This is a genomic window from Komarekiella delphini-convector SJRDD-AB1, from assembly GCF_014831675.1.
In the GTDB taxonomy this organism is placed as follows: Bacteria; Cyanobacteriota; Cyanobacteriia; order Cyanobacteriales; family Nostocaceae; genus Komarekiella.
The window spans coordinates 50,430-74,089 of sequence record NZ_VJXY01000021.1; the positions used below are offsets into that span (position 1 = coordinate 50,430).

Annotated in this window: 18 protein-coding genes, 1 tRNA gene and 1 other RNA gene; 14 read left to right on the forward strand and 6 right to left on the reverse strand. The window is 40.0% G+C overall.

The features are described 5' to 3' along the window. Positions 1 to 3: 3 nt before the first annotated feature. Entirely contained in the window at positions 4 to 1,131 is a 1,128-nt protein-coding gene (locus FNW02_RS19270; protein WP_191759117.1) for a restriction endonuclease-related protein, read from the reverse strand. Positions 1,132 to 1,276: 145 nt separating this feature from the next. Between FNW02_RS19270 and FNW02_RS19275 the strand changes: the two genes are divergently transcribed. Both FNW02_RS19275 and FNW02_RS19280 read left to right on the forward strand, forming a co-directional pair. Beyond that, the gene (locus tag FNW02_RS19275; protein ID WP_191759118.1) at positions 1,277 to 1,642 is read left to right on the forward strand and encodes a helix-turn-helix domain-containing protein; all 366 of its coding nucleotides are present in this window, start codon (positions 1,277 to 1,279) and stop codon (positions 1,640 to 1,642) included. 4 nt (positions 1,643 to 1,646) lie between these two features. Further along, positions 1,647 to 2,192 (forward strand): ImmA/IrrE family metallo-endopeptidase, encoded by a 546-nt coding sequence (locus tag FNW02_RS19280; RefSeq protein ID WP_191759119.1) that lies wholly within the window; start codon positions 1,647 to 1,649, stop codon positions 2,190 to 2,192. Between the two features lie 302 nt (positions 2,193 to 2,494). Here FNW02_RS19280 and FNW02_RS19285 read toward each other — a convergent pair whose 3' ends face one another. Next, positions 2,495 to 2,818, reverse strand: coding sequence for a slr1957 family protein (locus FNW02_RS19285; protein ID WP_461824390.1), 324 nt, complete (start codon positions 2,816 to 2,818; stop codon positions 2,495 to 2,497). Between the two features lie 446 nt (positions 2,819 to 3,264). Between FNW02_RS19285 and FNW02_RS19290 the strand changes: the two genes are divergently transcribed. The 7 genes from FNW02_RS19290 (at position 3,265) to FNW02_RS19320 (ending at position 10,316) form a co-directional block, all read left to right on the forward strand. After that, positions 3,265 to 3,756, forward strand: a complete 492-nt coding sequence (locus FNW02_RS19290) for a pentapeptide repeat-containing protein (RefSeq protein WP_191759187.1) — start codon at positions 3,265 to 3,267, stop codon at positions 3,754 to 3,756. Further along, positions 3,753 to 4,910 (forward strand): 5-(carboxyamino)imidazole ribonucleotide synthase, encoded by a 1,158-nt coding sequence (locus FNW02_RS19295; RefSeq protein WP_191759120.1) that lies wholly within the window; start codon positions 3,753 to 3,755, stop codon positions 4,908 to 4,910. Before FNW02_RS19290 ends, FNW02_RS19295 begins: the two co-directional genes overlap by 4 nt. Positions 4,911 to 4,970: 60 nt before the next feature. After that, positions 4,971 to 5,153, forward strand: a non-coding RNA gene (gene ssrS, locus FNW02_RS19300) — 6S RNA. Between the two features lie 302 nt (positions 5,154 to 5,455). Continuing rightward, positions 5,456 to 6,697, forward strand: a complete 1,242-nt coding sequence (locus FNW02_RS19305) for an insulinase family protein (RefSeq protein WP_191759188.1) — start codon at positions 5,456 to 5,458, stop codon at positions 6,695 to 6,697. Positions 6,698 to 6,813: 116 nt separating this feature from the next. Next, entirely contained in the window at positions 6,814 to 8,085 is a 1,272-nt protein-coding gene (locus FNW02_RS19310; RefSeq protein ID WP_191759121.1) for a M16 family metallopeptidase, read from the forward strand. A 90-nt stretch (positions 8,086 to 8,175) separates the two neighbouring features. Further along, complete coding sequence (locus tag FNW02_RS19315) at positions 8,176 to 9,357, forward strand: peptidoglycan-binding domain-containing protein (protein ID WP_191759122.1); 1,182 nt, start codon at positions 8,176 to 8,178, stop codon at positions 9,355 to 9,357. Positions 9,358 to 9,962: 605 nt separating this feature from the next. After that, positions 9,963 to 10,316 (forward strand): phage holin family protein, encoded by a 354-nt coding sequence (locus FNW02_RS19320; protein WP_191759123.1) that lies wholly within the window; start codon positions 9,963 to 9,965, stop codon positions 10,314 to 10,316. Between the two features lie 57 nt (positions 10,317 to 10,373). On the opposite strand, the gene FNW02_RS19325 is transcribed toward FNW02_RS19320, so the two are convergent. From FNW02_RS19325 to FNW02_RS19335, 3 genes are all read right to left on the reverse strand, one after another. Beyond that, entirely contained in the window at positions 10,374 to 10,868 is a 495-nt protein-coding gene (locus FNW02_RS19325; protein ID WP_191759124.1) for a cobalamin biosynthesis protein, read from the reverse strand. A 722-nt stretch (positions 10,869 to 11,590) separates the two neighbouring features. Further along, positions 11,591 to 12,706, reverse strand: coding sequence for an ABC transporter permease (locus tag FNW02_RS19330; protein ID WP_191759125.1), 1,116 nt, complete (start codon positions 12,704 to 12,706; stop codon positions 11,591 to 11,593). A 132-nt stretch (positions 12,707 to 12,838) separates the two neighbouring features. Next, on the reverse strand, positions 12,839 to 13,714 hold the full coding sequence (locus FNW02_RS19335; protein ID WP_191759126.1) for an Npun_R2479 family HD domain-containing metalloprotein: 876 nt from the start codon (positions 13,712 to 13,714) through the stop codon (positions 12,839 to 12,841). A 900-nt stretch (positions 13,715 to 14,614) separates the two neighbouring features. Here FNW02_RS19335 and FNW02_RS19340 point away from each other — a divergent pair. Beyond that, positions 14,615 to 14,686: transfer RNA gene (locus FNW02_RS19340), tRNA-Gly, on the forward strand. 58 nt (positions 14,687 to 14,744) lie between these two features. Here the strand turns inward: FNW02_RS19340 and FNW02_RS19345 are convergent. Continuing rightward, positions 14,745 to 16,907, reverse strand: a complete 2,163-nt coding sequence (locus FNW02_RS19345) for a GumC family protein (protein WP_191759127.1) — start codon at positions 16,905 to 16,907, stop codon at positions 14,745 to 14,747. Positions 16,908 to 18,949: 2,042 nt separating this feature from the next. Between FNW02_RS19345 and FNW02_RS19350 the strand changes: the two genes are divergently transcribed. The 4 genes from FNW02_RS19350 to FNW02_RS19365 all read left to right on the forward strand — a co-directional run bounded on the left by FNW02_RS19350 (position 18,950) and on the right by FNW02_RS19365 (position 23,576). Beyond that, a complete protein-coding gene (locus FNW02_RS19350; RefSeq protein WP_191759128.1) occupies positions 18,950 to 20,299 on the forward strand; it encodes a glycosyltransferase family 4 protein in 1,350 nt (449 codons plus the stop codon). Between the two features lie 683 nt (positions 20,300 to 20,982). Beyond that, on the forward strand, positions 20,983 to 21,417 hold the full coding sequence (locus tag FNW02_RS19355; RefSeq protein ID WP_191759129.1) for a hypothetical protein: 435 nt from the start codon (positions 20,983 to 20,985) through the stop codon (positions 21,415 to 21,417). A 32-nt stretch (positions 21,418 to 21,449) separates the two neighbouring features. Next, positions 21,450 to 22,280: an ABC transporter permease gene (locus FNW02_RS19360; protein WP_225225772.1), complete on the forward strand. Its 831-nt coding sequence runs from the start codon at positions 21,450 to 21,452 to the stop codon at positions 22,278 to 22,280. A 15-nt stretch (positions 22,281 to 22,295) separates the two neighbouring features. Next, positions 22,296 to 23,576 (forward strand): ABC transporter ATP-binding protein, encoded by a 1,281-nt coding sequence (locus FNW02_RS19365; protein ID WP_191759130.1) that lies wholly within the window; start codon positions 22,296 to 22,298, stop codon positions 23,574 to 23,576. Positions 23,577 to 23,660: the final 84 nt, after the last annotated feature.

Below are 23,660 nucleotides of genomic sequence, written 5' to 3' on the forward strand. Positions count from 1 at the left end.
TCCTTACTTCAAGCACTCAATTTTATTGATCACCCGTTCCTGAAATACAGCATCGCTCAAAAGGTGGGTACTGCTTGGCAGTTTTATCGCCTGTTCACGAAGAATTTCGATGTAGTCCTCTCGTTGTTGCAGACGTTGAATAGGAATAACATAAAAGCTCTCGTCATAATGCAAATCGCCCTCACCGAATAGAGGTGTAAGCTTGGGTGCTAAATTGTAAGGATTTTGGTAATCTTTAATATCCACAGCCCAAGTTGCTCCATCACAGAAGCATAGCTGTAAGTCATAGCGATCAATGCCAGGGTAAAGATGTGTGGCACAAAGCTGATCTGGGTATTTTCTTTGAAGTTCTTTTAAAGTATGAAATAAGCGTATTTCAGGTAAACCCGGTAAACAAATACGCAAGTGAATACCAAACTTTAGGCGACGCAGTCCTTGTTGCCAAGTAATCTTTCTAACATACGGCAAATCTTGGCGATGGTCGTTGCAAGCACTAGGTTTAATGCCACGTAACTTTCCATACTTTTTAAACAAAGGGCCGCAGCGATCGCAATTCCAGCAAGGCTCATTTTCTTCACAATCTTCGTATAAATCGCCAACTTCTTCAATATCAATATGTCGAGTTTTGAAAAATACCTTGCGGAGCTGCGCCGGAGTTGTGTACCCATTTTCAATCAAAAATGACCGCAGCAAAACATATTCCTGTTGAATGCACTCAGGATCGCTATCATTGTTGTACAGTTCTTGCAACCGCCCCAAAATTTTGTAAAATTGATAATTTTCTATGGCAATCTGCTTAGTCGCAGCAGTGGCGAACTCAGGTATTTTGCCTTGCTCAAGCAGTTCCTCATAAAAGTATCGACTTGTTTCTTCACTCAATCCCCCTTCATAGAGTAGACCAAAATCAGAGTCGAACTCTTTTGGCAGTAAACTTCGTGGATACCATGTTTTCACAGGTTTTTCCAGTAAGGCTAAAAGACCAGTTAGAGTCCGCGGATATGGGACAGCAGTTAACTCTAGAGCTAATTTATTGAGGGCATAACGCAGCAGTTCAGGATATGGATACCTGCCATCTCGACGGACAAACTCTGCTAAACCAAGAACAAGACTATCAAATTCATTACTTCCCATTAGAGGTAATCCTTCATCTAGAGGATTTTCTCAACAACACGAAATTTTTCATTCGTGATACATTTGTTGCATCAACCGTACAATATTTATTGATAGTGTGTCAACCAAGAAACATTTCATTCTTTTGTGAGACAGGAGCAAAGGAATGGAAAGTTATCTAGATATAGAAAGGTTAGCAAGTCTAGTTCGCAAAAAACGCGGCAGCCGGGGACTGCGTGAAACGGCGACGGATATTGGTAATGTTAGTCCATCTACTCTTTCAAGGGTAGAGAGCGGCAAAATGCCGGACATGGAAACCTTTGTAGCACTTTGTAACTGGCTACAAGTACCACCTGCTGAATTGTTTAGAACCTCAAAGGAGGAGCAACTGGATACACCTGAAGCGATCGCTATTCAACTACGCGCTGATAAAAACCTTGATCCGGCGATCGCCAATGCTTTAGCATCCCTAGTCAAAGCAGCGTATCGCGACCTCTCTCAAAATGATGGTGAATTGAAGCAAGATCCTTAAAGATATGTCATTAATTCAAAGTCTACCGCCGGAATTTAGACAACGCTGTGAGGCGATCGCGACGGAACAACGAAGCTTACTTCGAGTGCGAGCGTTTGAAGCTTTATCCGCAGACACTCTAGCAGCTAAGTTAGGAGCAACACTTTTTACACCCGATCAGGTTCCAAATTTAGAGCCAGAGCAATTAGCGGTATTACTTGCTAGCGATGGGTGGTCAGGAGCGATTATAAGCGATCGCCCACTTTGGATTGTATACAACCCGCGTCATGCACCTACACGGCGTGAATCAAATTTGATGCATGAGATAGCTCATGTATTGCTGGATCATAAACCTGTAGGCTTTGATCCTGTAACCGGACTACCAAAACGTAAACAAAACAACGAAGATGAAGCAACTTATTTAGGGGGATGTCTTCAAATTCCTAAACGCGGTTTACTATGGGCAACACAACGAAAGATACTGTTACCTCAAATTGCAGTACATTTTGGCGCTAGTGAAGCGATGGTGCAGTTTCGCAGCAATGTGACTGATGTGCCTCTCAAATGCTAATACTATGTGATCTGTCAACGAACAGAATTCGTTTAATGCTTATCGATAATTGTTTTTGTCAAACTAATTAAACAAGAACAACTGCGTACATATGGTTTGATTCCTTATCAATTGAACATAATTCGGAACTACACTAAATACTTAATGTACTGAAACGCTTGTGTCAATTTATTAGTTAAAAGTAAGTTTATCTATTAACTGAAGCTTTGTTGATTTTGGAACTTTACTCTTAAATTAAAAACTGCTCTTGCTGAGGATAACAGACAAAAGCAGTTTTTAATAGCAATGCCCAAACTAAGAATTTAGGCATCCTCAAGTTCAAATTGAGCCACCGTAACAGCGTTAAAAGCAAAAGCAAATACTAAAGGCATTGGAGACTGGAGCCAAAAGGTAAAAAGAACAGCTAAAATTGTCCCAATTACTGCGGACATCGACCACAGGCGTTCCTCAAAAGTTAATCCTTTTTCGGCTTTAATTGTTCTAAGAACTTGAGAGGGAATTGGTTCAGGCATTACTCCGCCGGGAGGAAAAGCCCAGAAGTTGTTACGCCGTTCGACAAACAAATCTGTCCAGCCATTTTCTTGGCACCATGCCTCGATCCATTGAAGAGAGTAATGATTCATCATTGTCGGGGTTGTGAGTTCGGCTTGTTGAATTTGTATAGTTGGCGAAATATAAATATCTTGGAGATTCCTGACAAATTAGATGAGCGCTATTAAAGTGAATATCAAATTATTCTGCTTTGTTAAGCACATAAGACACATTTAATTACGCTCAAATATTGCTTTCCTTAATTAAAAGGCTAACAGTCGCTAGTGGCTATTTAAAATAAAAGACAATAAACTTTACTTATAAGAGAGAAAGTAAAGTTTTGTAAATAAATTAGCTATTCCTCGCTGCATCAACACAACTGTGCGTATCCTAAAAAGCAAATTATAAAATCAAGAATTGTAAACATATTCATGAGCGATTGCTTTCGATTATTAACTCATTGTGAATTCTGAAACTTAAGTTAATATTCAAATGCGATAAGCTGAAAATGCAGCGACAGGATACAAAATTGGCTAGCGATATGTTTTTGCGGCGATGGTTGGCGTTACTTCTGGGAATTGTAATATGGTGTGCGGCTCATCCCGCACTGGCAGTAGATTGGACTCATCCACTGTCATTTAGCAATGCAGAGTTGTCAAGACACGATTTTTCTGGTGAAAGCTTGCAAGCTGCGGAGTTTTCTAACGCTAATATGGAACTGGCTAATTTTGCAGATGCAGACTTGCGGGGAGCAGTATTGAGTGCTTCGGTGATGACGCAAGCGAATCTGCACGGAGCGGATTTAACTAACGCAATGGTTGATCAGGTAAACTTAACTAAAGCTGATTTGAGCGATGCAGTTTTAAAAGAAACTCTTTTGCTCCGCGCTATCTTTACAGATGTGAATATAGACGGTGCAGATTTCACTGATGCAATTTTAGATAAGGTGCAAATTAAAGAACTGTGCGGGAAAGCCAGTGGTGTGAATTCTAAAACTGGCGTAGAAACTCGTGATTCTCTAGGATGTCAATGAAGCGTGTTGGTATAATTGGTGGCGGGCAGCTTGCCTGGATGATGGGAGATGCAGCAAAGAAACTAGGTGTAAAATTGGTAGTACAAACTCCTAGTCAAGATGATCCAGCTGTGTCAATTGCCCAGGAAATTGTCTTCGCTCAAGTTGATGACGCCAGCGCCACAGAAATATTAGCGACAAAATGCGATGTCATTACCTTTGAAAATGAATTTGTTAACTTAGACGCTTTATCTCTGTTAGCACAACAAGATGTTTGCTTCCGCCCTAGGTTAGAAGCCTTGGCTCCTCTTTTAGATAAATATCATCAGCGTTGCTATTTGCGCGATTTGGGATTACCTGTCCCCCAGTTTTTTGCCCTCGACGAGCTAGAGCATCTCAAATCCAAAATGAGATATCTGAGCTTTCCAGTAGTCCTCAAGTCCCGGCGTCACGGATATGACGGTCAAGGTACTTTTATAATTCAGGACTTTGCTGCTTTACAACAAAAGCTAAATGAAACCGCAACAAAAACTTCAAGTCAACAACTTTGGTTGTTAGAAGAATTTGTGCCCTTTGAAAGGGAACTGGCTGTGATTGCGGCGCGTTCTGTTGATGGGGAGATTGTAACTTACCCAGTTGTAGAAACCCAACAAGAACAACAAGTCTGTCGGCGGGTGATTGCCCCAGCGCAGGTTACGCTTAATCAAGCAGTGGAAATAGAGGCGATCGCACACACTTTATTAAATAGCTTACAAGTAGTAGGCGTTTTTGGAATAGAGCTATTTCTCACTGCTGATGGCAAAGTGCTGGTCAATGAAATCGCCCCCCGCACCCACAACTCTGGACATTTTTCCCTTGACGCTTGTGAAACTTCTCAGTTTGAGCAACACCTTCGAGCAGTTTGTGGTTTCCCCTTGGGTAATCCTGCTTTGCAGTGCCTTGGTGCTGTGATGGTCAACCTCTTAGGGTACGAAAATTCTCAAAGCGACTACCAAAGTAAGCGCCAACAATTAGCAAAGATTCCCCAAGCACACGTTCATTGGTACGGGAAGAGTGAATCGCGTCCTGGGCGAAAGCTGGGACACGTTACCGTTTTGCTGGATAATCAGCACCAGGATAGATTGAGTGCGATCGCGATCGCCCAAACCATAGAATCCATCTGGTATCCCAGTTAAATTTTCTAGAAAATTCCCATATGGAATACACAGCATCTTTTAGAAGGCTATAATGAGTTAGTTGCACTACGACGTTGGTGACTGCCATCAAGTTTTTTGATCTATGCCTTTAAAGACAAGGGAATCAACTGTTCTCGTGGCAGTAGACCGGGCATGTACCCGGAAACTTTAAACGAGGAATTTAGGTTCCCACCTGGTTTAACCAGGTCATAAACTTAGGTAAAACGGCGTCGCGGTGAACTTAAAATTATTAGCTCCCAAAGTTAATTAGAACTTGGGAGCTTTAATTATTTAAATTAGTAAAACTTATAATACAAATAAGAAATTAAAAACAGAAAATATCAAACGAGGCGTAGTAAGCATTTTAGCTATATTAATCAAACAAATTTAATCTTCTGTAACTTAAAAGTTAGTAATGCCTGTTTATGAAAACAAAATCTGTATAAATTGATTCTAATTTAGGTATCGTTCAGAGTTAAGATGACAAAATTGCTTCAAATTGTGGTTAAAGCTACAAAAAATTGTCACAAAAACCAACTAATACAGTGTTTCCAGCCTCGGTTTTCCGACTCGACAGTGGTTTAACATTTATTCATCAAGAAATTCCCACTACCCCTGTAGTTGTGGCTGATGTTTGGGTGCGTGCTGGAGCTACCCTAGAGCCAGAACCGTGGTTTGGGATGGCACACTTTTTAGAACACATGATTTTTAAAGGTACGGCGACGCTACCCCCAGGAATGTTCGATCACAATGTTGAAAACAGGGGTGGCGTGAGTAATGCGGCTACGAGTTATGATTATGCTCATTACTCCCTCACAACAGCAGCCCCTTACCTGAAAGATACTTTGCCCCACTTGGGGGAACTGCTGTTGAATGCAGCAATTCCAGAAGATGAATTTGTCCGCGAACGAGATGTGGTGCTAGAGGAAATTCGTGCTTGCCAAGATGATTCTGACTGGATAGGATTCCAATCCCTGATTACAAGCATCTATCAACACCACCCTTATGGACGTTCAGTTTTAGGTAGTGAGCACGATTTGATGCAGCAATCGCCAGAAGCAATGCGCTGTTTTCACCGCACTCACTATCAGCCGGAAAATATGACAGTGGTGATTGTCGGGGGTATTGCTCAGCAGCCAGCCTGGGAAATGGTAAATGACTCATTTTCTGATTTTGCCAAACGTCCTGATTGTCCACAGTCTAAAAAAGTGGCAGAGCCAGCAATAACAAAAATCCGCCGTCAAAAACTGTGTTTACCACGCATAGAACAAGCGCGGCTGCTGATGGCATGGCTAGTACCAGGAGTAGAGGAACTTCGCACTGCTTATGGTTTAGATTTGTTATCAGTGTTATTGGCAGAAGGGCGGACTTCGCGTTTGGTACGTGATTTGCGGGAGGATATGCAATTGGTGCAGGGAATTTGCAGTAATTTTTCCCTACAACGAGAATCGAGTTTATTTACAATTACTGCCTGGTTGGAACCAGAAAATCTGGAGGAAGTTGAATCTTTAATTTGCACTCATTTGGATGATTTGCAAACTATAGGAATTAGCGAACAGGAACTTGCTCGTACAAGTAGGCTGCTGTGTAATGAGTACGCGTTTTCTACTGAAACGCCAAATCAGCTCACGGGGCTTTATGGCTACTACAATACCATCGCTCAAGCTGAGTTAGCAGTGACTTATCCTCAGCACATTCAATCGTTTGATACCCAAGAACTGCAAGAATTAGCTAAAAAGTATCTTTCACCACACAATTACGCAGTTACCGTACTTAAGCCTTGTTAGTCATTAGTCATTGGTCATTGGTCATTGGTCATTAGTCATTAGTCATTGGTCATTGGTCACTAGACAACTGACAACTGACAACTGACAATTGATAATTGACAAAGGACAAATGACAAATGACAACTTTGCTGCAAAATTCCCCTATCCATCGCACCGTGTTGAACAATGGCATTGTAGTGCTGGTGGCAGAAAATCCGGCTGCGGATATCATTGCGGCGCGAGTCTTTGTGCGTGCTGGTAGTTGTTGCGAAAACCGGGAAAAGGCGGGATTAGCGCATTTGCTATCAGCAGTGATGACAAAGGGATGTGATGGACTCTCTAGCTTGGAAATTGCTGAAAAAGTAGAGTCTGTGGGAGCGAGTTTGAGTACAGATAGCTCTACTGATTATTTTTTGCTGTCTTTGAAGACGGTATCATCTGATTTTGCTGAAATTCTAGCATTAGCAGGGCTGATTTTGCGATCGCCCACATTTCCCGAAACCCAAGTTGAACTAGAACGGCGTCTGGCACTACAAGACATTCGCTCACAAAAAGAACAACCATTTACTGTCGCCTTTGAGCAAATGCGGCAGGTAATGTACCAAAATCATCCCTATGCTATGTCGGTGCTAGGAGATGAAACAACAATGGGCAGTATAACTCGTGCAGACTTAGTCCAGTATCATCAAACTTATTTCCGTCCAGATAATGTGGTAATAAGTATTGCTGGTCGAGTCACACTAACAGATGCAGTTGATTTGGTAAAAAAAGTTTTTGGGGATTGGCAAATTCCACCACAAACGCTACCTGTACTAAATTTGCCTGACATTAAGGTAGAACCGCAACCAAGGCTCAAGCCTATACATACACAACAATCAATTGTGATGCTAGGTTACTTAGGCCCATCAGTGAGTTCTCCTGACTATGCCCCACTGAAGTTACTTTCTACCTACTTGGGTAATGGGCTTTCTAGCCGCTTGTTTGTCGAATTGCGGGAAAAGCGAGGCTTAGCTTACGAGGTATCTGCATTTTACCCAACAAGACTGTTTCCAGCCTCATTTTTAGTTTACATGGGCACAGCAGCAGAGAATACCAGTATAGCTCTAGAAGGACTGCGGACAGAAGTAGATTTACTATTTACTACAGAAGTATCAGAAAGTGCACTGCAATCAGCTAAAAACAAGATATTGGGGCAGTACGCCTTGGGTAAACAAACGAACGGACAAATTGCTCAGATATACGGTTGGTATGAAATTTTAGGCTTAGGAATTGATTTTGATAAAAAGTTTCAAGAGTTGATTGCAGCTGTTAGTGTTAAAGATGCCATCGCCGCCGCTGGTAAATACTTAAAGGAACCTTATTTGTCTTTAGTTGGTCAAGAAGAAGCAATTAATAGTGCGATAGCTTAGGGTAAATTATATGCGATCGCAATATTATCAGCTGTTTTCTCAACCAAGCGGCTGTACCATATAGCATCAGAAGTTTCCGGTGGAAATTCCATGAAAGGCAGCCTGAAAGCAAGTATCGTGAACTACTTACGCACACTAGACCCCACTGTAATTTGCCGTAGAATGGAAAACGGGCAACAAAACAGGTGGACAAAGAGCTCTAAATTTCTATCAAAGATTGAAATAGTCCTGTTCTCCTGTACGCCTCTACTCATTGGCTCAACGGCAGTTGCTCTTGGAGAGCCACCCCCTTGCGGAGGTTCCCTCAGTTGTGGGGAGTGGCGTGGAAACCCCCTTGGCGTAGCCTCTCGTAAAGAAGACCGCACTGCCTCCTTTGCTGTAGTGTCAATTGCAGCGCCACAAAAAATTGCCCAAGTAAGTTCTGGAGATAGCATTAACCGCCCTACTCTGAAAGTTGGTAGCCAAGGAGAACGTGTGTCTGAACTTCAAGCCGCTCTTAAACTTTTGGGCTTTTACTCAGGTGCAGTAGATGGCATCTATAACGATAATACGGCTAACGCTGTTTCCCGGTTTAAGCAAGCAGCTGGCTTGAGTCCAGATGGTATAGTTGATGCCAGTACTTGGCAAAGACTTTTCCCTAACGAACCGATAGTGACATCAACCACCTCTTCACCTCAGCCAACATTTAACTCAGCAACTAATTTTCCCGTTCCAACCCAGCCTAGCAATGTCACTAGAGTTGTAAATTCCAGTCCAAACCCCCCCAGACAACCTGCAAGTCAACTTGTGAATTCCAGTTCGGAGCCAAAACCTACTAACCCCAGACAAAGTACAACTCCAAAACCACAGAAACCACCGCGTCGTACTACGTCTACTACTGCGAATTCTAGCTCAGAGCCAAGGCCTGCTAACCCCAGACAAAGTACAACTCCAAGGCCACAGAAACCCCCGTCTCGTACTGCATCTACTACCCGTCAGTCAGCCAGACGTACTGGGCAGACTACACCAATTCAGCCAACCCCAAGTAACAAGCGAACCCCAGGTATTCAATACACCTCAGAAGGATGGCCAATTTTGCGTGTAGGAATGCGTGGTTCTGAAGTTACTAAGTTGCAAGAAAGATTGCAAAAGCTTGGTTTTCTGGATGGAGGTATAGATGGAGATTTTGGCGAGACAACCGAGGCGGCGGTGAAAGCCGCACAAAAGCGCTATGGTTTAGAAGCTGATGGCGTAGTTGGTGGCTCCACCTGGGAAATTCTTTCGCGGCGTTAGCTGTTGGCGTAGTCTTAACCATAGAAGATGGTCAGCCTTTCATAGAAGAGTTATCGAAAGCGGCGTGAGAACCTTTCTTATGACATTCTCTTCAAGCTACTTTGCCGCATGGGACATAGGAGGGCATCGAAAAGAGTCTTCAAGAGCAGAGTGCTGCTCTTGCAGAGGAGAAAACTCTTCTCCCTTGCTCCTTTTTCATGCCCAAAAACGTAGTTTTTTATTTTAGGGTACATCCTACAATACGATAAAGATACACCGATTAAGAAGTATCACCCAGTGCCACTGCTGAAAAGTTACATTACTTTTGGGCTGACAAAAGAGAAAGGCAAATATCGGAGTCTTAAACGGTAATCTTTGTAAGACTTACGCATTAACAGAGACAATCAAGTACGCTATGTGGATTTATCAGATGTTAAAGTTTTATTTTTGCATTCTTAGCAAGCAATGTCTAAGAACAGGCTATTTATGTGATGGTAGTCGCCAATAGTTTTAACACACATAATGGTTGGTCTGTATAGTGCGTAAGTCTTAGCCTGAGAGTGTTTCACCCCACATCAGGCAATAATGAAAGTAATTAAACTATTGTTAATTTATCTAAAAATCTTATGCGGCACTTTTTATTCACTTGGCTCGGTACTGCGGTGGCGTTATTGATCACTGCTAATATCGTTCCAGGATTCATTGTCAAGACTTTTGTGGCTGCCCTTGTTGCCGCTATTGTTATAGGTCTAGTTAATGCATTTGTTCGACCAATTTTACGTATTTTAGCGTTTCCAATTACCTTACTCACCTTTGGTTTATTTACATTTGTACTCAACGCCTTGACTCTTTGGCTAGCGAGTGTTTTGACTCCTGGTTCTGGTTTTGAAATTAAGGGTTTTTTACCTGCTTTGTTGGGTTCCATCGTGCTAGCGATTGTCTCTAGCATCATCAACTATGTTTTGAGAGTGGTTGATTAGGAAAATAATAAAATGTAGTGGGACGCCAGAGTAAGAACGTAGACGCCATACTCGTCTCTACAAACTTCGTCCTTTATCTAATTGTTGGGCAACAGCTACCGTCACCGCGCCTAGTTGCTCTTGCAACCGGAAAATTTGTTTAGGAACTAAGCAAGCCACCCTCAATACCTCTGTATTTGCAAAGAAAGGAAATGTTAAGGACGGGGTAAGTTGAGAAGCCGCCAGAATAGCAGCTGCTTCTGCTACGCTAGGAGTTCCCACTGCTTGATCAATGATTGTGGCAGGGTTGGGGACAGAAACGGTGCAAAGGATTTCCGCAGAAAAGGTTTTTAAAGTCCAATTGCGTAGGCGGCAAATTTCTAATAAGCCAACTTCTGAGGCTTTAGTGTTTATGGTAGCAATACCTGCGATCGCACTTTGGGAAAGTTGGTTTTCTTGAAATATTTGCCCAATTGCTTTATCAATCAATTGTCCAGAGGTTCCCCGTTGACAACCAATTCCCACCCACAAAAGCTGCTGATGTAACTGCACTTGGTGCAATTTCTCATTCACTACAGCGTTTCTACCAAATTTAATTTTTTATTTATTGTTTCTTTGAATATTCGCAACAATCCTGGAAATAGCCTCAAATCAACGTTTTTTAAGGACTTGCTGATGTTTAGCGTTCAGTATGATACATAAAAACTGATCTTTAGAATACTTTTCCCTCCAAGTAAAAACTATATTTTGTACATAGCACAGTAGGAAACGCCAAGGGGGAGACAAGGCACAAGGTAAAAGGTAAAAGGTAATTTCCTTCTAAGTTTTTTATCCCTTTCTATCCTTGTGGCGCAAGCATTTTGCCTGCTCTCTTTTGGTATTCCAATTTTTATTCTCTCCGCCGCAGCAAGCTCACAACAGCTGCGACGGAGTTTTGCTCTCTTCATCTCTTACTTTTGGACTCAGATCTCTTTTACCTCCTTGGTATTTAAGTTAATAACTTTCATTTGATTATTTGTCAAGATATTTTTGAAAAAAATTCTCTAAAATTTTTCTTCAACAAACATGCCTGTATATTTTATACTTATTACCGCAAATTTATTTCAATTATACTACACAAAAGTTACAGAACTATTTTAGCCTCATCATCCCAAAATTGGCGTTTAGACTAAAACAGCTATATACACATTCTGCACTAAAGTGATAGGCGATCGCCGCGCCTAGATGTAGCTCACAAATTACTCGAATAGGTTTTAGGCATTACCTATTCAAGTAATTTGTCTAATCAGTCAAGCCTATCTTCGCAAGCTACGGGGGTCTAGCGCATCTCTTAATCCATCACCGAGTAAGTTAAATGCTAGTACTGTGAGGATAATTAGCACTGCTGGCGGCCAGATTAGCCAAGGTTGCAGTACCAAAATCGAAGCATTGCTTGCTAAAGAAAGCATATTACCCCAAGAGGGGTCTGGTTGCTGAATGCCCAAGCCGATTAGACTTAGTATTGCTTCTGCGCCAATAAAGCTGGGAATCGCAAGAGTAGCAGAGATAACTATATAAGTAGCTGTTTGCGGCAAAACGTGGCGGAGGATGATATAAAGTGGGTTTCCACCCATTGCACGCGCCGCTTGGACAAATTCTCGCTCTTTTATTGATAATACCTGTCCGCGAATTACTCTTGCTAAACCAGCCCAGCCAATAACCGAAGTAATCACGACAATCAGCAAAAAGCGCTGGGTACTACTTAAACCAGCTGGTAAGACTGCTCCCAAAGTAACCAAAAGATAAATACTAGGGAAAGTCATTAGCACTTCTGCCAAACGCATGATGATGCTATCGGTTACACCTCCAAAGTAGCCGGAAATTCCACCTATCAACAAACCGAGGGGATAGGTAATGATAATACCAAAAATCCCAATAAACATACTAATGCGACCACCATGCAGCAGGCGACTAAATTGGTCGCGGCCTTGATCATCAGTCCCTAAAAGGTTGAATTTTGCTGTGCCTATTGCGCCAAACAAATGCCAGTTCAAGGGAATACCGGGAATAATTGTGACTTCATCCCAGCTGGGAGGTAATGGCAAACTCACTTGCAACAAACGGTATTCTGGGCCAGAAACAAACAAACGCAAAGGTGAGGGTTTTGTGAAGTCTACAATCAGTTTGCGATCGCCTGTTTCTAGGTTTGTGTCTCCTTGAGTCGTCGGATAAATATGAGGCCCGATAAACTGCCCTGATTGAGAAGCCCAGTATACCCTAGTTGGTGGCAGCAGCGAACCATTGGGCTGAGAAGCATAAGGGTCGTAAGGGGCCACGAAATCAGCCGCAATTACTGCAAAATAGAAAACTAACAGTAAAATTGCTCCAAATCGTGCCAAAGGATTTTTCTTAAGTCGTCGCCACCAGTCCATAATTTGTTAATTGTCATTTGTCATCTCTTGCAAAATTCTGATCAGAGGAAGCCTCTGCTTAGACTTTGCGCTTTGTCATTTGTCAGTTGTCAAAGGACTAAGGACTAATGACAACTAACTAATGACTAATATTTAAGCATGTAGCTGCTCAACTAAATACCGCTGTTCTTCCTGTTGTTTTTCGTGTTCTACGACAAACACGTTTGAGTATAAATTAGCAAGAATTTGTTTTCCTTGCTGTGTTAGTGATAAGTAATGTAGTCCATCTTTGATATAAGGATAGACACCATGCCAGTAAAACTTGGCATAGTTATAGCGTAAATCGGCAGGCGTTTGATAACCCAAAACCTTATTCATACCTGTTTCTTCAAACTCGTAGAATAAAGAAGTAATTTTCTTTAAATAACGCGGATCACTTAATTGCCCAATTAAATCGGCAGCACGTACTAACCCTGCAAAACTATTTGTATCTTGATGATCCTCTGCTCTAGGTACGGGGAACCGAGTCCATTCAATATTGCTCTTAATTACCTCACCATCTATCAATTTGTGACCGCCAAAACGTTCATCAATAAATAGCTTAGCCCTATCTACATGATATGGTGTCAGACTGGCATCAGAAGCGCCGGGAGTTAGAGAAATCATTCTGTCATTTTTGCCTGTGGCATACAAGCCTGATGCTTCCCGGTCTTGTCGGCAAACTCCCTTAACATAGCCAATATCATGGCATACTAAGGAAATAATAAAGTGCAACCAGTCTTCACTAGATACACCACCTTCTCTAATGTGTTTGCCACGTAGAATTTCTTGACCTACAAGAGTGACTAGTACAGTGTGTTCAACATTATGATAAAGGGCGTCACTATTAGCAATGTTTTCCAAAGCCATGTTGCCAGCCCAAGCTATAATATCCTCATATTCGTTTTTTAAGCAGCCATAGGTGCGACGATAACCTTCACGAATTTGATTTACAAAGGCGTCAATTAAAATTTCAGTGGCATTGAACATATCTGGTTACTCAAGTAGATAGTAATTGTTTACTGATTTTATTGATTGATTTCAAAATTGCATAACTTAGGTTCGTCCTTGCTGGAGTTTAAGACAATACAGATTGCTCATTTGTAACTCAGGTATAGGTGTAGACGCTAGTTTTCTGTATACTTAGATTGCATGATAGACTTGTTTTCCTTGTGGCGCAAAGCTTTAAAAGGGATTGTGGAGTGAGTAAATTCAAGAAAAGGCTAGTATAGCAAAAGACATTACTGCTGTATTACTCCAATTGCATAAATGTACATTAGCTTAATCAGTTTTTCATATTTAATCAGTGGTTGACGGTGATCTAGATACACATGCTGTGTGACTTAGAAAGGGTAGGGTGAGCAGGTTATTTATATAAATAAATTATCGATTTTAGTATAAAAAAATACTTATAATTGAATTACAAACTCAGATTTGAATCATGGTATATACTGAAGAAAACTGTATAAAATATCATCTTTAAAGTACGAATGTATTAACTAAGCTCATTTATTAGCCCTCTTTTGTTACCTTCGGCAGAGAATAATCTGAAACACCCATGTTTAAATCTCTTTTCAACAGAGGAATGTAAATGACAAAGTTGGAATGCGATCGCATAATTCATTACTTTGTCTAGTTTTCAGAGTGGGGGCAGTATTTTTCTCTCCTCGTAGTAACAAAAGAGGGATTAAAGCGCGCTACTTAATTGAGTTTTTCCAGCTACCATCGTCAGCAAAATCAAGCCTTGGCAGTAAACTACCAAACTTATTGCTAACGAAAATGAAGTTATTAATCTGCCGCCTACCAGCGAAAAACCTGCTTCTTAAAATCAGTAAGTTCGCAAATCAGTGATATGATAACTATTGGTTTAAATAAAGCCAATAGCTATCTGCGGGTGTAATTCAGTGGTAGAATGTCACCTTCCCAAGGTGAACGTCGTGGGTTCGAGTCCCATCACCCGCTTTGACGAAAAGCTTTATCTAATGGGCGATTCAAGTTTTTTACCCGCTTTAGAAAGCTTTTAATCATTAAAATTGTTTTGTCCGTTACCAACAATACCTAAGACATTCATCGGGGAAATTTTCAGGTGATCTAAAGCTTGTTGTATTTTTGAAGAATCTGTTTTATCAATCCTTACTACTAATAAAATCCCATCAGTATTTGGTGCTAACAAGCTAGCATCAGCTAGTCCCAGCAGGGGGGGTGTGTCATAAATCACTAAGTCAAAGCTATTATGAAAATCTGCCATCAGGCGTTTCATTTTTTCAGACGAGAGCAACTTTGTGGGATCAGGGGGTATGGGCCCAGATGTGATCACAGATAATTGGCTCATGGAAGGAAACTTCCGAATTACTTCCTCTGGTGGCAAATTTGTAGAAATTAAATTACTCAATCCCCAGAGGTTATTTAACTCTGCAAGGGTGTGAATTACAGGTTGACGCAGATTTGCATCTATAAGTAGCACTCTTTGCCCCATTGTTGTAGCTATTTGAGCTAGATGGAAGGCAACTGTAGACTTGCCATCACCAGACACAGCTGAGCTAATAATGATAGAACGTATTTGGCGATCGCAACTGAGCAGTTGAATGTTTGTATAAAGTAACCGAAAAGCTTCTAGAAATTTTACAGAATGGTTGCTGTAGTCTTGCTCCGGTATGATCGCCAATCCCAGATTACTGTCATGTGGCAAATCTGAGATTCGTACTAGAGGAATATTTCCTTTGGAAGTAGAGGATTTACTAATCTGGAGCTGCTTTTCAAATGGAATATTTCCCAACAATGGTAGTTTCAGCTTGTCCTTGAAATCATTAGCACTATGGTATGTATTGTCAAGTTTTTCAATCAGTAAGGCGATACCAATTGCCAATACTAAACTTGTGACCAATCCTACTATTAAGTTTCGTTTAATATCAGAAGAAGTTACAGGTTTTTCAGGCTGAATCGGTTTCTTAAGCAACTGCCATCCTAGTTCTGTTTGGGATACTTGAATTTGGAGGTTTTCGCGGGTAGATAAAAACCTATTTAGGCTCTCTGTAGTAATCTGTAACCTTTGCTGTAGTGCTTTATATTGTCTTGCCAGTGCTGGTAATCTTTTGCGTTTTTGTTCAAGCCTTTGTATAGTTTTATCTATCTCTTGTATTTGCACTTCTAAAGTCTGAACTTGAGCACCTGTTTCTGAAAGTTTTACATCCAAAAAGCGCTGCGCTTCATTCTGTAGCAAAGGCAATAGGCTGGCGCGTTTTTCTTTCAATGTTTGGATAGTAGGATTGTCTTGTTGCAGACGTGTTGACTCCTGAGCAATCAGAGAATCTAACTGACGAATCTGGGTGAGTAACTGCTGATATAACAAAGCATTGTTCAGTACAGCAGCGGCTCCATCTTTTCCCTTTAAAATATCAACATTGGAGCGAGTTTGCCCCAACTGCATATCAACCTTTTCTCGTTGCTCAGACAAAGTTGCGATTTGCTCATCAATCTGTTTGGCCTCGGCTTCTGGATCGTTAAATTTATAATTTAGCCGAAAAGTTTGCAATTCTCTTTGGATTTGATCAACCCGACTTTGCACAAAAGGCAGTTGTTTTTCAATGTAATTAATCCCCTGACGTAATTTAGTTTGCCGTCTTTCCTGGCTATACTCTATGTATTCGCTAGAAATTTTGTCTAAAACTACTTTAATCTTCTTGGGATCGTTACTACGATACCTTACCTCTATAATCTTGGTTTCACCTAAACGATTAATCTGCAAAGCATTAATCAAATTATCATAACTGATGTCTGGATAAGATACTTGCAACTGTTGAATCAGGCTATCCATCAGTTCAGGACTTTTGAGAACCTGAATTTGACTATCATAATCTAGACCACTGGTTGTAGTTGAGTTAGTATCTTTGACGACATCCACCACTTTGCTGTCATCATTTACAGGTTCCACTAAGAGCTGAAAACTGCTTTCATATTCTGGTTGCTTTTGGTTAAACTTTAGACTAACGACAAAAGTTACCATTACAACAGTAGCTACCCCAGCAATTAGTAGCCCTCGTCGTCTCACAAGACCAAGAAATTCACGAAAGCTCCAATTATTTCCCGAATCTTCACTTCCCAGAAAAGGTTGTGGCTGGAGAGATGTCGGTACAGAGTTACTACTGCGGTCATAACCTGAAAATTGATAAGAATTATTCTCCATTATTTATTGATACTTATTAATTAGTATTAAAACTTGGTAATTAGTCATCTAGAATTCTGATCATTGCTTGAGAAAATATTTAATATCCAACAACTCAAAGCTTAGTTAAACATCATACTTCTAACGGTTGAGGCTTTCCTAAAACTGCAATAACTTTATCAAAGTATTGATTGTAACCTCATAACATTTAGTTTCTTCTCGTTATTAGTAAATATATGAAGCAACTCTTTTTAATGTATTGAGTAGTTAAAATTACTTACTATACTTAGAAGATTACTAGCGATGCCTACGTTATGCGTAGCCATTGGCATTCAGAAGAAACTTTTTGGCTTACTGTTTTATAGATAAATCATACTTCACTCTTATCTGAATTAATACATTAGTTTTATAAGTCTCATGACAAATGTCAGAAATATAGATGAGTTTGATAGATCGATTGTGATATTACGGTTATTACGAATTACTTATAAATAGTTTTAGTATTTAATGTTGCTAAAATATTCAGTATTATATTTAAATTTATGATAGCCTTTAAAAAAGGCAAGTTCCATCAAAGATAAATCAGTTGCATTAATAAGTGATTTTTTGTACAAAGTTATATTTTATTTTGTAAAGAAAATATATCAATAGGAGTATGAATTTTTTATAAAGATTATATGTAAATATGTTGATAGCACATGAATTTATAATGAAGTACGCAAGTAAATTAGAAACATGATATTCTAATCAAGTATTGGATGAAATAAGCAATTAAAAGCACAAAAACCTTAAGTTTTTGTGAAGGTTTGTTAATTGTTAATGACATCAAAAACGTAGTTTTACAACTGGAATTGTTGTTTGGAAACAATCTGGGAGTCGAAATTGCATTTACGAAAGGAGGTAAAAGTTTAAAGCCTTGCCCCCGTCTTGAAAAGTTTCCTACGGTAGGAAGCTCGTTTACATAACTTTTCGCTTGTGGGCAAAAAATCCTTATATTGGGGAGCAGATTGAAGCCTTGCCTCGTACTTGGCTTAGCTAAACTACTGCTACCATAAAGAAGGCAGAAAACAAGAGGCAGAAGGTTGCAATAAGTGTAAGCTGTCGTTTGTTGCTTGCCCGCTTTGTCAACAGTTCTATACTGATTGCAGGACTCTAAATTCAGAGATTTGGAGTCAGATTTCAACCCTTGTGTACAAGTAGTCACGGCAGAAGGTAGAGTGCAGTATTTCTCATGCCTCCTGCTCTCTTTACCTTTCTAACTAACGTGGGCGATCTACTATTACTTATCTTTCATGGGCAGGTTTTTAGAGCAGTGCCTACTTTTTGAGTTTTAGAATCACAATGCTCATCTGCAAACTTAAAACTACGTTCAATAATTGAGAATTTTCCCAATTATTTTTTGGCAACCTAAATATCTACCCCTGAAAGTTGTTCTCTGTTCCCTTTCATTCAAACATAATCAACAGAGACTAATGATGTAAATAAATAAAACAAAATTAAAATTTGATTTGCAATTACTGTATATATATTAATCTGATAAGTAATTGCCTTTAAAAGTCTAGAGAAGTAAGGAGCGAGATAGAGGAAACTGCATTCCTAGCAAAGATTTTTTGTGAATAAACAGAATTCTCCTACTCCAATTTATTCTTTGATTTAGGATTCGGTTTTTTGCTATGGGACTCTTATTTGATTTTTGAAAAAACTCAGTATGCATCTTTTCCCTTCTTTCGTGTTCCCTGTATCCTCACTACGTAAGTAATTTCATCAATCAAATCAGATTACTCATAGTAAATTTAGTAAATAATTTTCTCAACTTACCTCTTCGGAAACGTAGGTAGAGTTCAATTGTTTTCTTCGCATATTTTTTTGTGCTATCTGTGTGATTTCAATCACATGGCTTGAAGAGATACCTGTATGTATATGCATAAATATTTTTTACACCTGTTAATTAATACACTAACCTGGAGCGGATTGACGATAGTTATCAAACCAGGTGGGTTTGTACGTGAATTAATGGCTTCAGTAGCCCTCTCAAGTAAGATTTATACTGTAGGACACAACCGATGAGACTTAATGAATGGATTAATCAAAAATTGTTTCTATCCATTTCTACTCAATTAGAAGCGAGAGATCAACATTCTTTCAAGACTCAGAAGTCCTTGAAATTGTCTGTGATCACGCAGTTTTTTCCCCCGGACTATGCAGCTACGGGACAGTTAATAGAAGAACTAGTGAGGCATTTAGACCAACAAGGAATAGATGTTGAGGTTTTTACCAGTCAACCTGGGTATGCGTTTAAGTCAGCTAATGCTCCATCTATTGAACGTTTAGGTAGAGTCCGAATTCAGCGATCGCGCACAGCTCAACTTTGGCCTGGACGAATTCGTGGTAAAGCCATCAATGGTGTCTTATATACTTTGCGTGCAGCACTCTATCTGATTAGAGGCTGGCGTCGCAGTAATCTATTGTTGTTGACTACAGCTCCCCCATTTCTACCAGTCATTGGATATCTAGCTTATATCTTTTTCCGACTTCCCTATGTCTGTATACTCTATGATCTATATCCAGATATTGCGATCGCTCTAGGGGTCATCTCAAAACATAATTGGATGACGCGGTTCTGGCAAAAACTCAATCAACAGATTTGGCTTAACGCCAAGGGGATCATAGTTCTGAGTCCTGGTATGAAACAGCAAGTCGTGGCAAATTGTCCACAAATAGCTGATAAAGTATCTGTGATTCACAGTTGGGCAGACCCGGAATGGATTATGCCAATTGCCAAGCATAAAAACTGGTTTGCTTGGAAGTATAACCTTGTTAAAAAATTTACCGTACTATACTCCGGTAATATGGGTCGCTGTCATGACATTGGTACTATCCTGCAAGCGGCTCAATATCTGCAAGATGAGCCAATTCAGTTTGTGTGCATTGGCGGTGGAGCAAAGCGCAGCGAGCTGATTGAGCAAGTGAAGCTATTGGGATTGAGCAACTTCTTGTTTTTACCGTATCAAGATCAGCAAGTGCTTCCCTATTCCTTAACTGCTTGCGATCTATCGCTGGTGAGTGTGGATGCATCTACAGAGAGTTTGGTCGTTCCTAGCAAGCTGTACTCAGCTTTAGCATCAGGACGGCCAATAGCAGTGATTTGTTCACAAGATTCATACTTAAGAGAAATGATTGCAGAAGCCAACTGTGGCGGCACATTTGACAATGGAGATGGTCATAGTTTAGCTCAATTTATTCGCTTACTCCGTAATGATCGGCAGCTAGGGGATCGTATGGGTAGGGCGGGTCGTCAATATTTGCGATCGCATTTCACACCAAAAATTATTTCTAAACAATACCTTGATGTTTTGCATAAAGCGATATTGGCTGAAGGTACGGTAACTATGTCAGAAAGCCATACAAAGTAAAAGTTTGTATTTTCCAAAATTAGATAATTCAATCAACTTTTACTTATTAATAGCTGAATATAAAGATTTTCTGCTGTCGTGCTCACTCTATTTTTAACTGAAAATTGCAAATATGAGGTCTTTGCTTATGCCAGAACACTTTAAATAAAAGCTTACTACATACTAGGACGATCCAAAGGAGAGTAACTTATCATTAAAAATACCCAAAAAGCATAATTCATCAAATTTTTGACTTGCGTGTAACAGCATTAGCTATAGTTACGTTAAAGTCTTGATACAAAGGCGTTTTAAATGTCAGTTAAATTAAAATAAGGTTCTAAAATAAGCATTTTAGAGCTTATTTATGATTGGCAACATTTAATGCAATATTTTATGTTAAAAATCATGCATTAATATCGGCAAAATATGTTATATTGCTGTATGTTGTAAACAAGTAAATATCATTATGTTGTAAAAATAAAAAGTTATTTAGTTTCAACAACTAACATCTATTGAAAAAAGCCAATTAGAATTTGCTCAATTAATTTGATCAAGTTGATTTACATTTATCAACCAAGTAACTCTGATAACAGAGTAATTGAATAATTTATTTTTTATCCGGGAGATGGGCTTTGATGGTCTTATTGATCTCAGTCCCTCCGATACAACCTTTTTTCATCGTCTATTTGATGTGGGAGGTCAAATTGCAGAGAAGGTGTGAGCGAAATCGGAAACGTTCAAAACGACGTGATATCTACTGTCCATATCACAGTTGCTATATTGATAGCGTCAGTCAAAAATATCAACTGTTTGCCAATCAACCAGGACAGTTGCAGCAACGAGGTATAAGTCGGCGGAATGCTCTGATATTAGTATCCAATCAAAGTAGCGTGCCGCTAGAGGGAGAATGGTTAGAGGCTTTTTGGTGTGACGAGTGCCAGCAAACAAGATGGTATCACGTCCATAGGTGCGATGAGCGTACCTATAAACTTTCATTAGCCCCACGAGAGCTTTGGCAGCAAGTAACAGGAGTAATTAATCCTGAAGGAAACCCTTCTGTAGGAGAATTTACTCGCAGACAAGCCAGACTACTTGGCTATAAAAGTATTCAGGATTTCCATCTTCTGGGTCAAAATTAAAAGTCTTCAATCAATACTTAATAACTAGTCAAATGACAGATTCTCAGCCGGAATTACTGATTGAAGCTGGACGTACAGAGCAACAGTATTGGAAAGACCTGTGGCGCTATCGTGAGCTATTATATTTTCTTGCTTGGCGTGATATTCTGGTGCGTTACAAACAAACCTTTGTTGGTATAGCCTGGGCACTTATCCGACCATTTTTGACGATGGTGGTGTTCACAGTAGTGTTTGGTAATTTAGCGAAATTACCTTCGCAAGACGCACCATATCCAATTTTGGTGTTTGCTGCTATGCTACCTTGGCAATTTTTTTCCAATGCTTTGGGTGAGTGCAGTAACAGTCTGATTAGTAATGCCAATTTGATATCTAAGGTCTACTTCCCACGTCTGATTGTACCTATCAGTGCAGTAACCGTCAGTTTTGTTGACTTTATGATTTCTGGCATGATTCTGCTAGGGTTGATGATTTGGTATAATTTCGTGCCTAGTTGGCAGATATTAACGCTGCCGTTATTTATTATTATTGCCTTTGCTGCTTCTATGGCAGTAGGGCTGTGGCTAGCAGCATTAAATGTAGAATACCGAGATTTTCGCTATATCGTGCCATTTATTATGCAATTTGGGCTGTATATATCACCAGTAGGGTTTAGTAGTAGCGTTGTGCCAGAAAAGTGGCGTCTACTTTATTCTTTGAACCCAATGGTGGGGGTAATTGATGGTTTTCGCTGGGCTATTATAGGTGGGAATTCAAAAATTTACTGGCCGGGATTTATATTATCTATGGGATTGGTTATCTTTTTGCTGATCAGTGGTATCTGGTATTTTCGCAAAATGGAACGGACGTTTGCTGACGTAATTTAGGAAGGAGCAAAGCAAATGTCTGATACTGTCATTCATGTAGATAATCTGGGTAAAAAATATATTATTAGTCATCAGCAAGAAAGTTCTGGCTTCTATCGCTATAAGGCTCTGCGTGATGTAATTGCTGATGGAGCTAAATCTCTCACTCAAAAATTTATCAAGCCTGCGGGTAAAAAAGTGCCCAATCCCAGTCGGGAAGAATTCTGGGCACTGAATGATGTGTCTTTTGAGGTTAAACAAGGTGAAGCTATTGGTGTCATTGGACGTAATGGCGCTGGGAAATCAACACTATTAAAGGTTTTGAGCCGCATCACCGAACCAACGACTGGACGCATTGCCATTAAAGGGCGAGTGGCAAGCCTATTAGAAGTAGGTACGGGGTTTCACCCAGAACTAACTGGGCGAGAGAACATCTACCTCAACGGTTCTGTTCTAGGTATGAGTGGAGTTGAAATTCGGAAAAAATTTGATGAAATAGTTGCTTTTGCCGAAGTAGAGAAGTTTTTAGACACACCAGTAAAACGCTATTCTTCTGGAATGTATGTGCGCCTTGCTTTTTCTGTAGCAGCTCATTTAGAGCCAGAGATTTTAATTATCGATGAAGTTCTAGCTGTGGGCGATTCTGCTTTTCAAAAGAAGTGCTTGGGAAAAATGGAGGATGTAGCAACCAAAGAAGGACGCACAGTCTTATTCGTTAGTCATAGTATGCAAGCGATCGCCCAACTAACAAAACGTTGTATTCTACTTTCCAAAGGTCATATTCAGTTTGATGGCAATACCAGCAAAGCTGTGCAATTATATCTAGCTGGGCATAAAGATGATGCAGTACAATCTGCGTATTATCAAGCACCCACTAACAAAACTGGCAACTACATAGCTTGGGCAAAGGTAGATACCTCAGAGGGACAAGGTATTCACTGCTGGGGAAAACCAATTACGTTTGAGTTCGCTTTTCACATCGAAAAACCTCATGAAAGTCTGCGTTTTTCCTTTCAAATAGTCAGCGCTTTGCAACAGCCAATTGCTATTTTCTGGTTTTTTGAACAAGATGTGCCGTTTCAGCGAGAAGCAGGAACTCATATTCTCCGCTGTGAAATCCCTAAATTACGACTTTACATGGGTTCTTATACCTTAACAACATGGTTTGCCGAGCGTAGCAGCGAAACGCTATTAGAAAATCTCAGAGAAATTTGTCAGTTTGAAGTTAGTATGCACCAGATTGAGAGGCTAGATTATCCTTGGCAAGGTGATGAGTGTACTTACTTAGAAGATGCAATTTGGAAAACAATTCAATAATTGCATTAGCACTTCGATTATAAATGTAAGTTTCCTACAGGATTTGATCAAATATATTGATCAGCAAAAAAATATCAACAGGTT

Excerpts from the sequence above, each read along its gene's own strand:
- FNW02_RS19320 (WP_191759123.1), top strand. The coding sequence starts at position 9,963 with ATGCGGCACTTTTTATTCACTTGGCTCGGTACTGCGGTGGCGTTATTG.
- FNW02_RS19275 (WP_191759118.1), top strand. The coding sequence starts at position 1,277 with ATGGAAAGTTATCTAGATATAGAAAGGTTAGCAAGTCTAGTTCGCAAA.
- FNW02_RS19335 (WP_191759126.1), bottom strand. The coding sequence starts at position 13,714 with ATGTTCAATGCCACTGAAATTTTAATTGACGCCTTTGTAAATCAAATT.
- FNW02_RS19360 (WP_225225772.1), top strand. The coding sequence starts at position 21,450 with ATGACAGATTCTCAGCCGGAATTACTGATTGAAGCTGGACGTACAGAG.
- FNW02_RS19330 (WP_191759125.1), bottom strand. The coding sequence starts at position 12,706 with ATGGACTGGTGGCGACGACTTAAGAAAAATCCTTTGGCACGATTTGGA.
- FNW02_RS19350 (WP_191759128.1), top strand. The coding sequence starts at position 18,950 with ATGAGACTTAATGAATGGATTAATCAAAAATTGTTTCTATCCATTTCT.
- FNW02_RS19310 (WP_191759121.1), top strand. The coding sequence starts at position 6,814 with ATGACAACTTTGCTGCAAAATTCCCCTATCCATCGCACCGTGTTGAAC.
- FNW02_RS19280 (WP_191759119.1), top strand. The coding sequence starts at position 1,647 with ATGTCATTAATTCAAAGTCTACCGCCGGAATTTAGACAACGCTGTGAG.
- FNW02_RS19295 (WP_191759120.1), top strand. The coding sequence starts at position 3,753 with ATGAAGCGTGTTGGTATAATTGGTGGCGGGCAGCTTGCCTGGATGATG.
- FNW02_RS19315 (WP_191759122.1), top strand. The coding sequence starts at position 8,176 with ATGAAAGGCAGCCTGAAAGCAAGTATCGTGAACTACTTACGCACACTA.
- FNW02_RS19270 (WP_191759117.1), bottom strand. The coding sequence starts at position 1,131 with ATGGGAAGTAATGAATTTGATAGTCTTGTTCTTGGTTTAGCAGAGTTT.
- FNW02_RS19365 (WP_191759130.1), top strand. The coding sequence starts at position 22,296 with ATGTCTGATACTGTCATTCATGTAGATAATCTGGGTAAAAAATATATT.
- FNW02_RS19345 (WP_191759127.1), bottom strand. The coding sequence starts at position 16,907 with ATGGAGAATAATTCTTATCAATTTTCAGGTTATGACCGCAGTAGTAAC.
- FNW02_RS19290 (WP_191759187.1), top strand. The coding sequence starts at position 3,265 with ATGTTTTTGCGGCGATGGTTGGCGTTACTTCTGGGAATTGTAATATGG.
- FNW02_RS19285 (WP_461824390.1), bottom strand. The coding sequence starts at position 2,818 with ATGATGAATCATTACTCTCTTCAATGGATCGAGGCATGGTGCCAAGAA.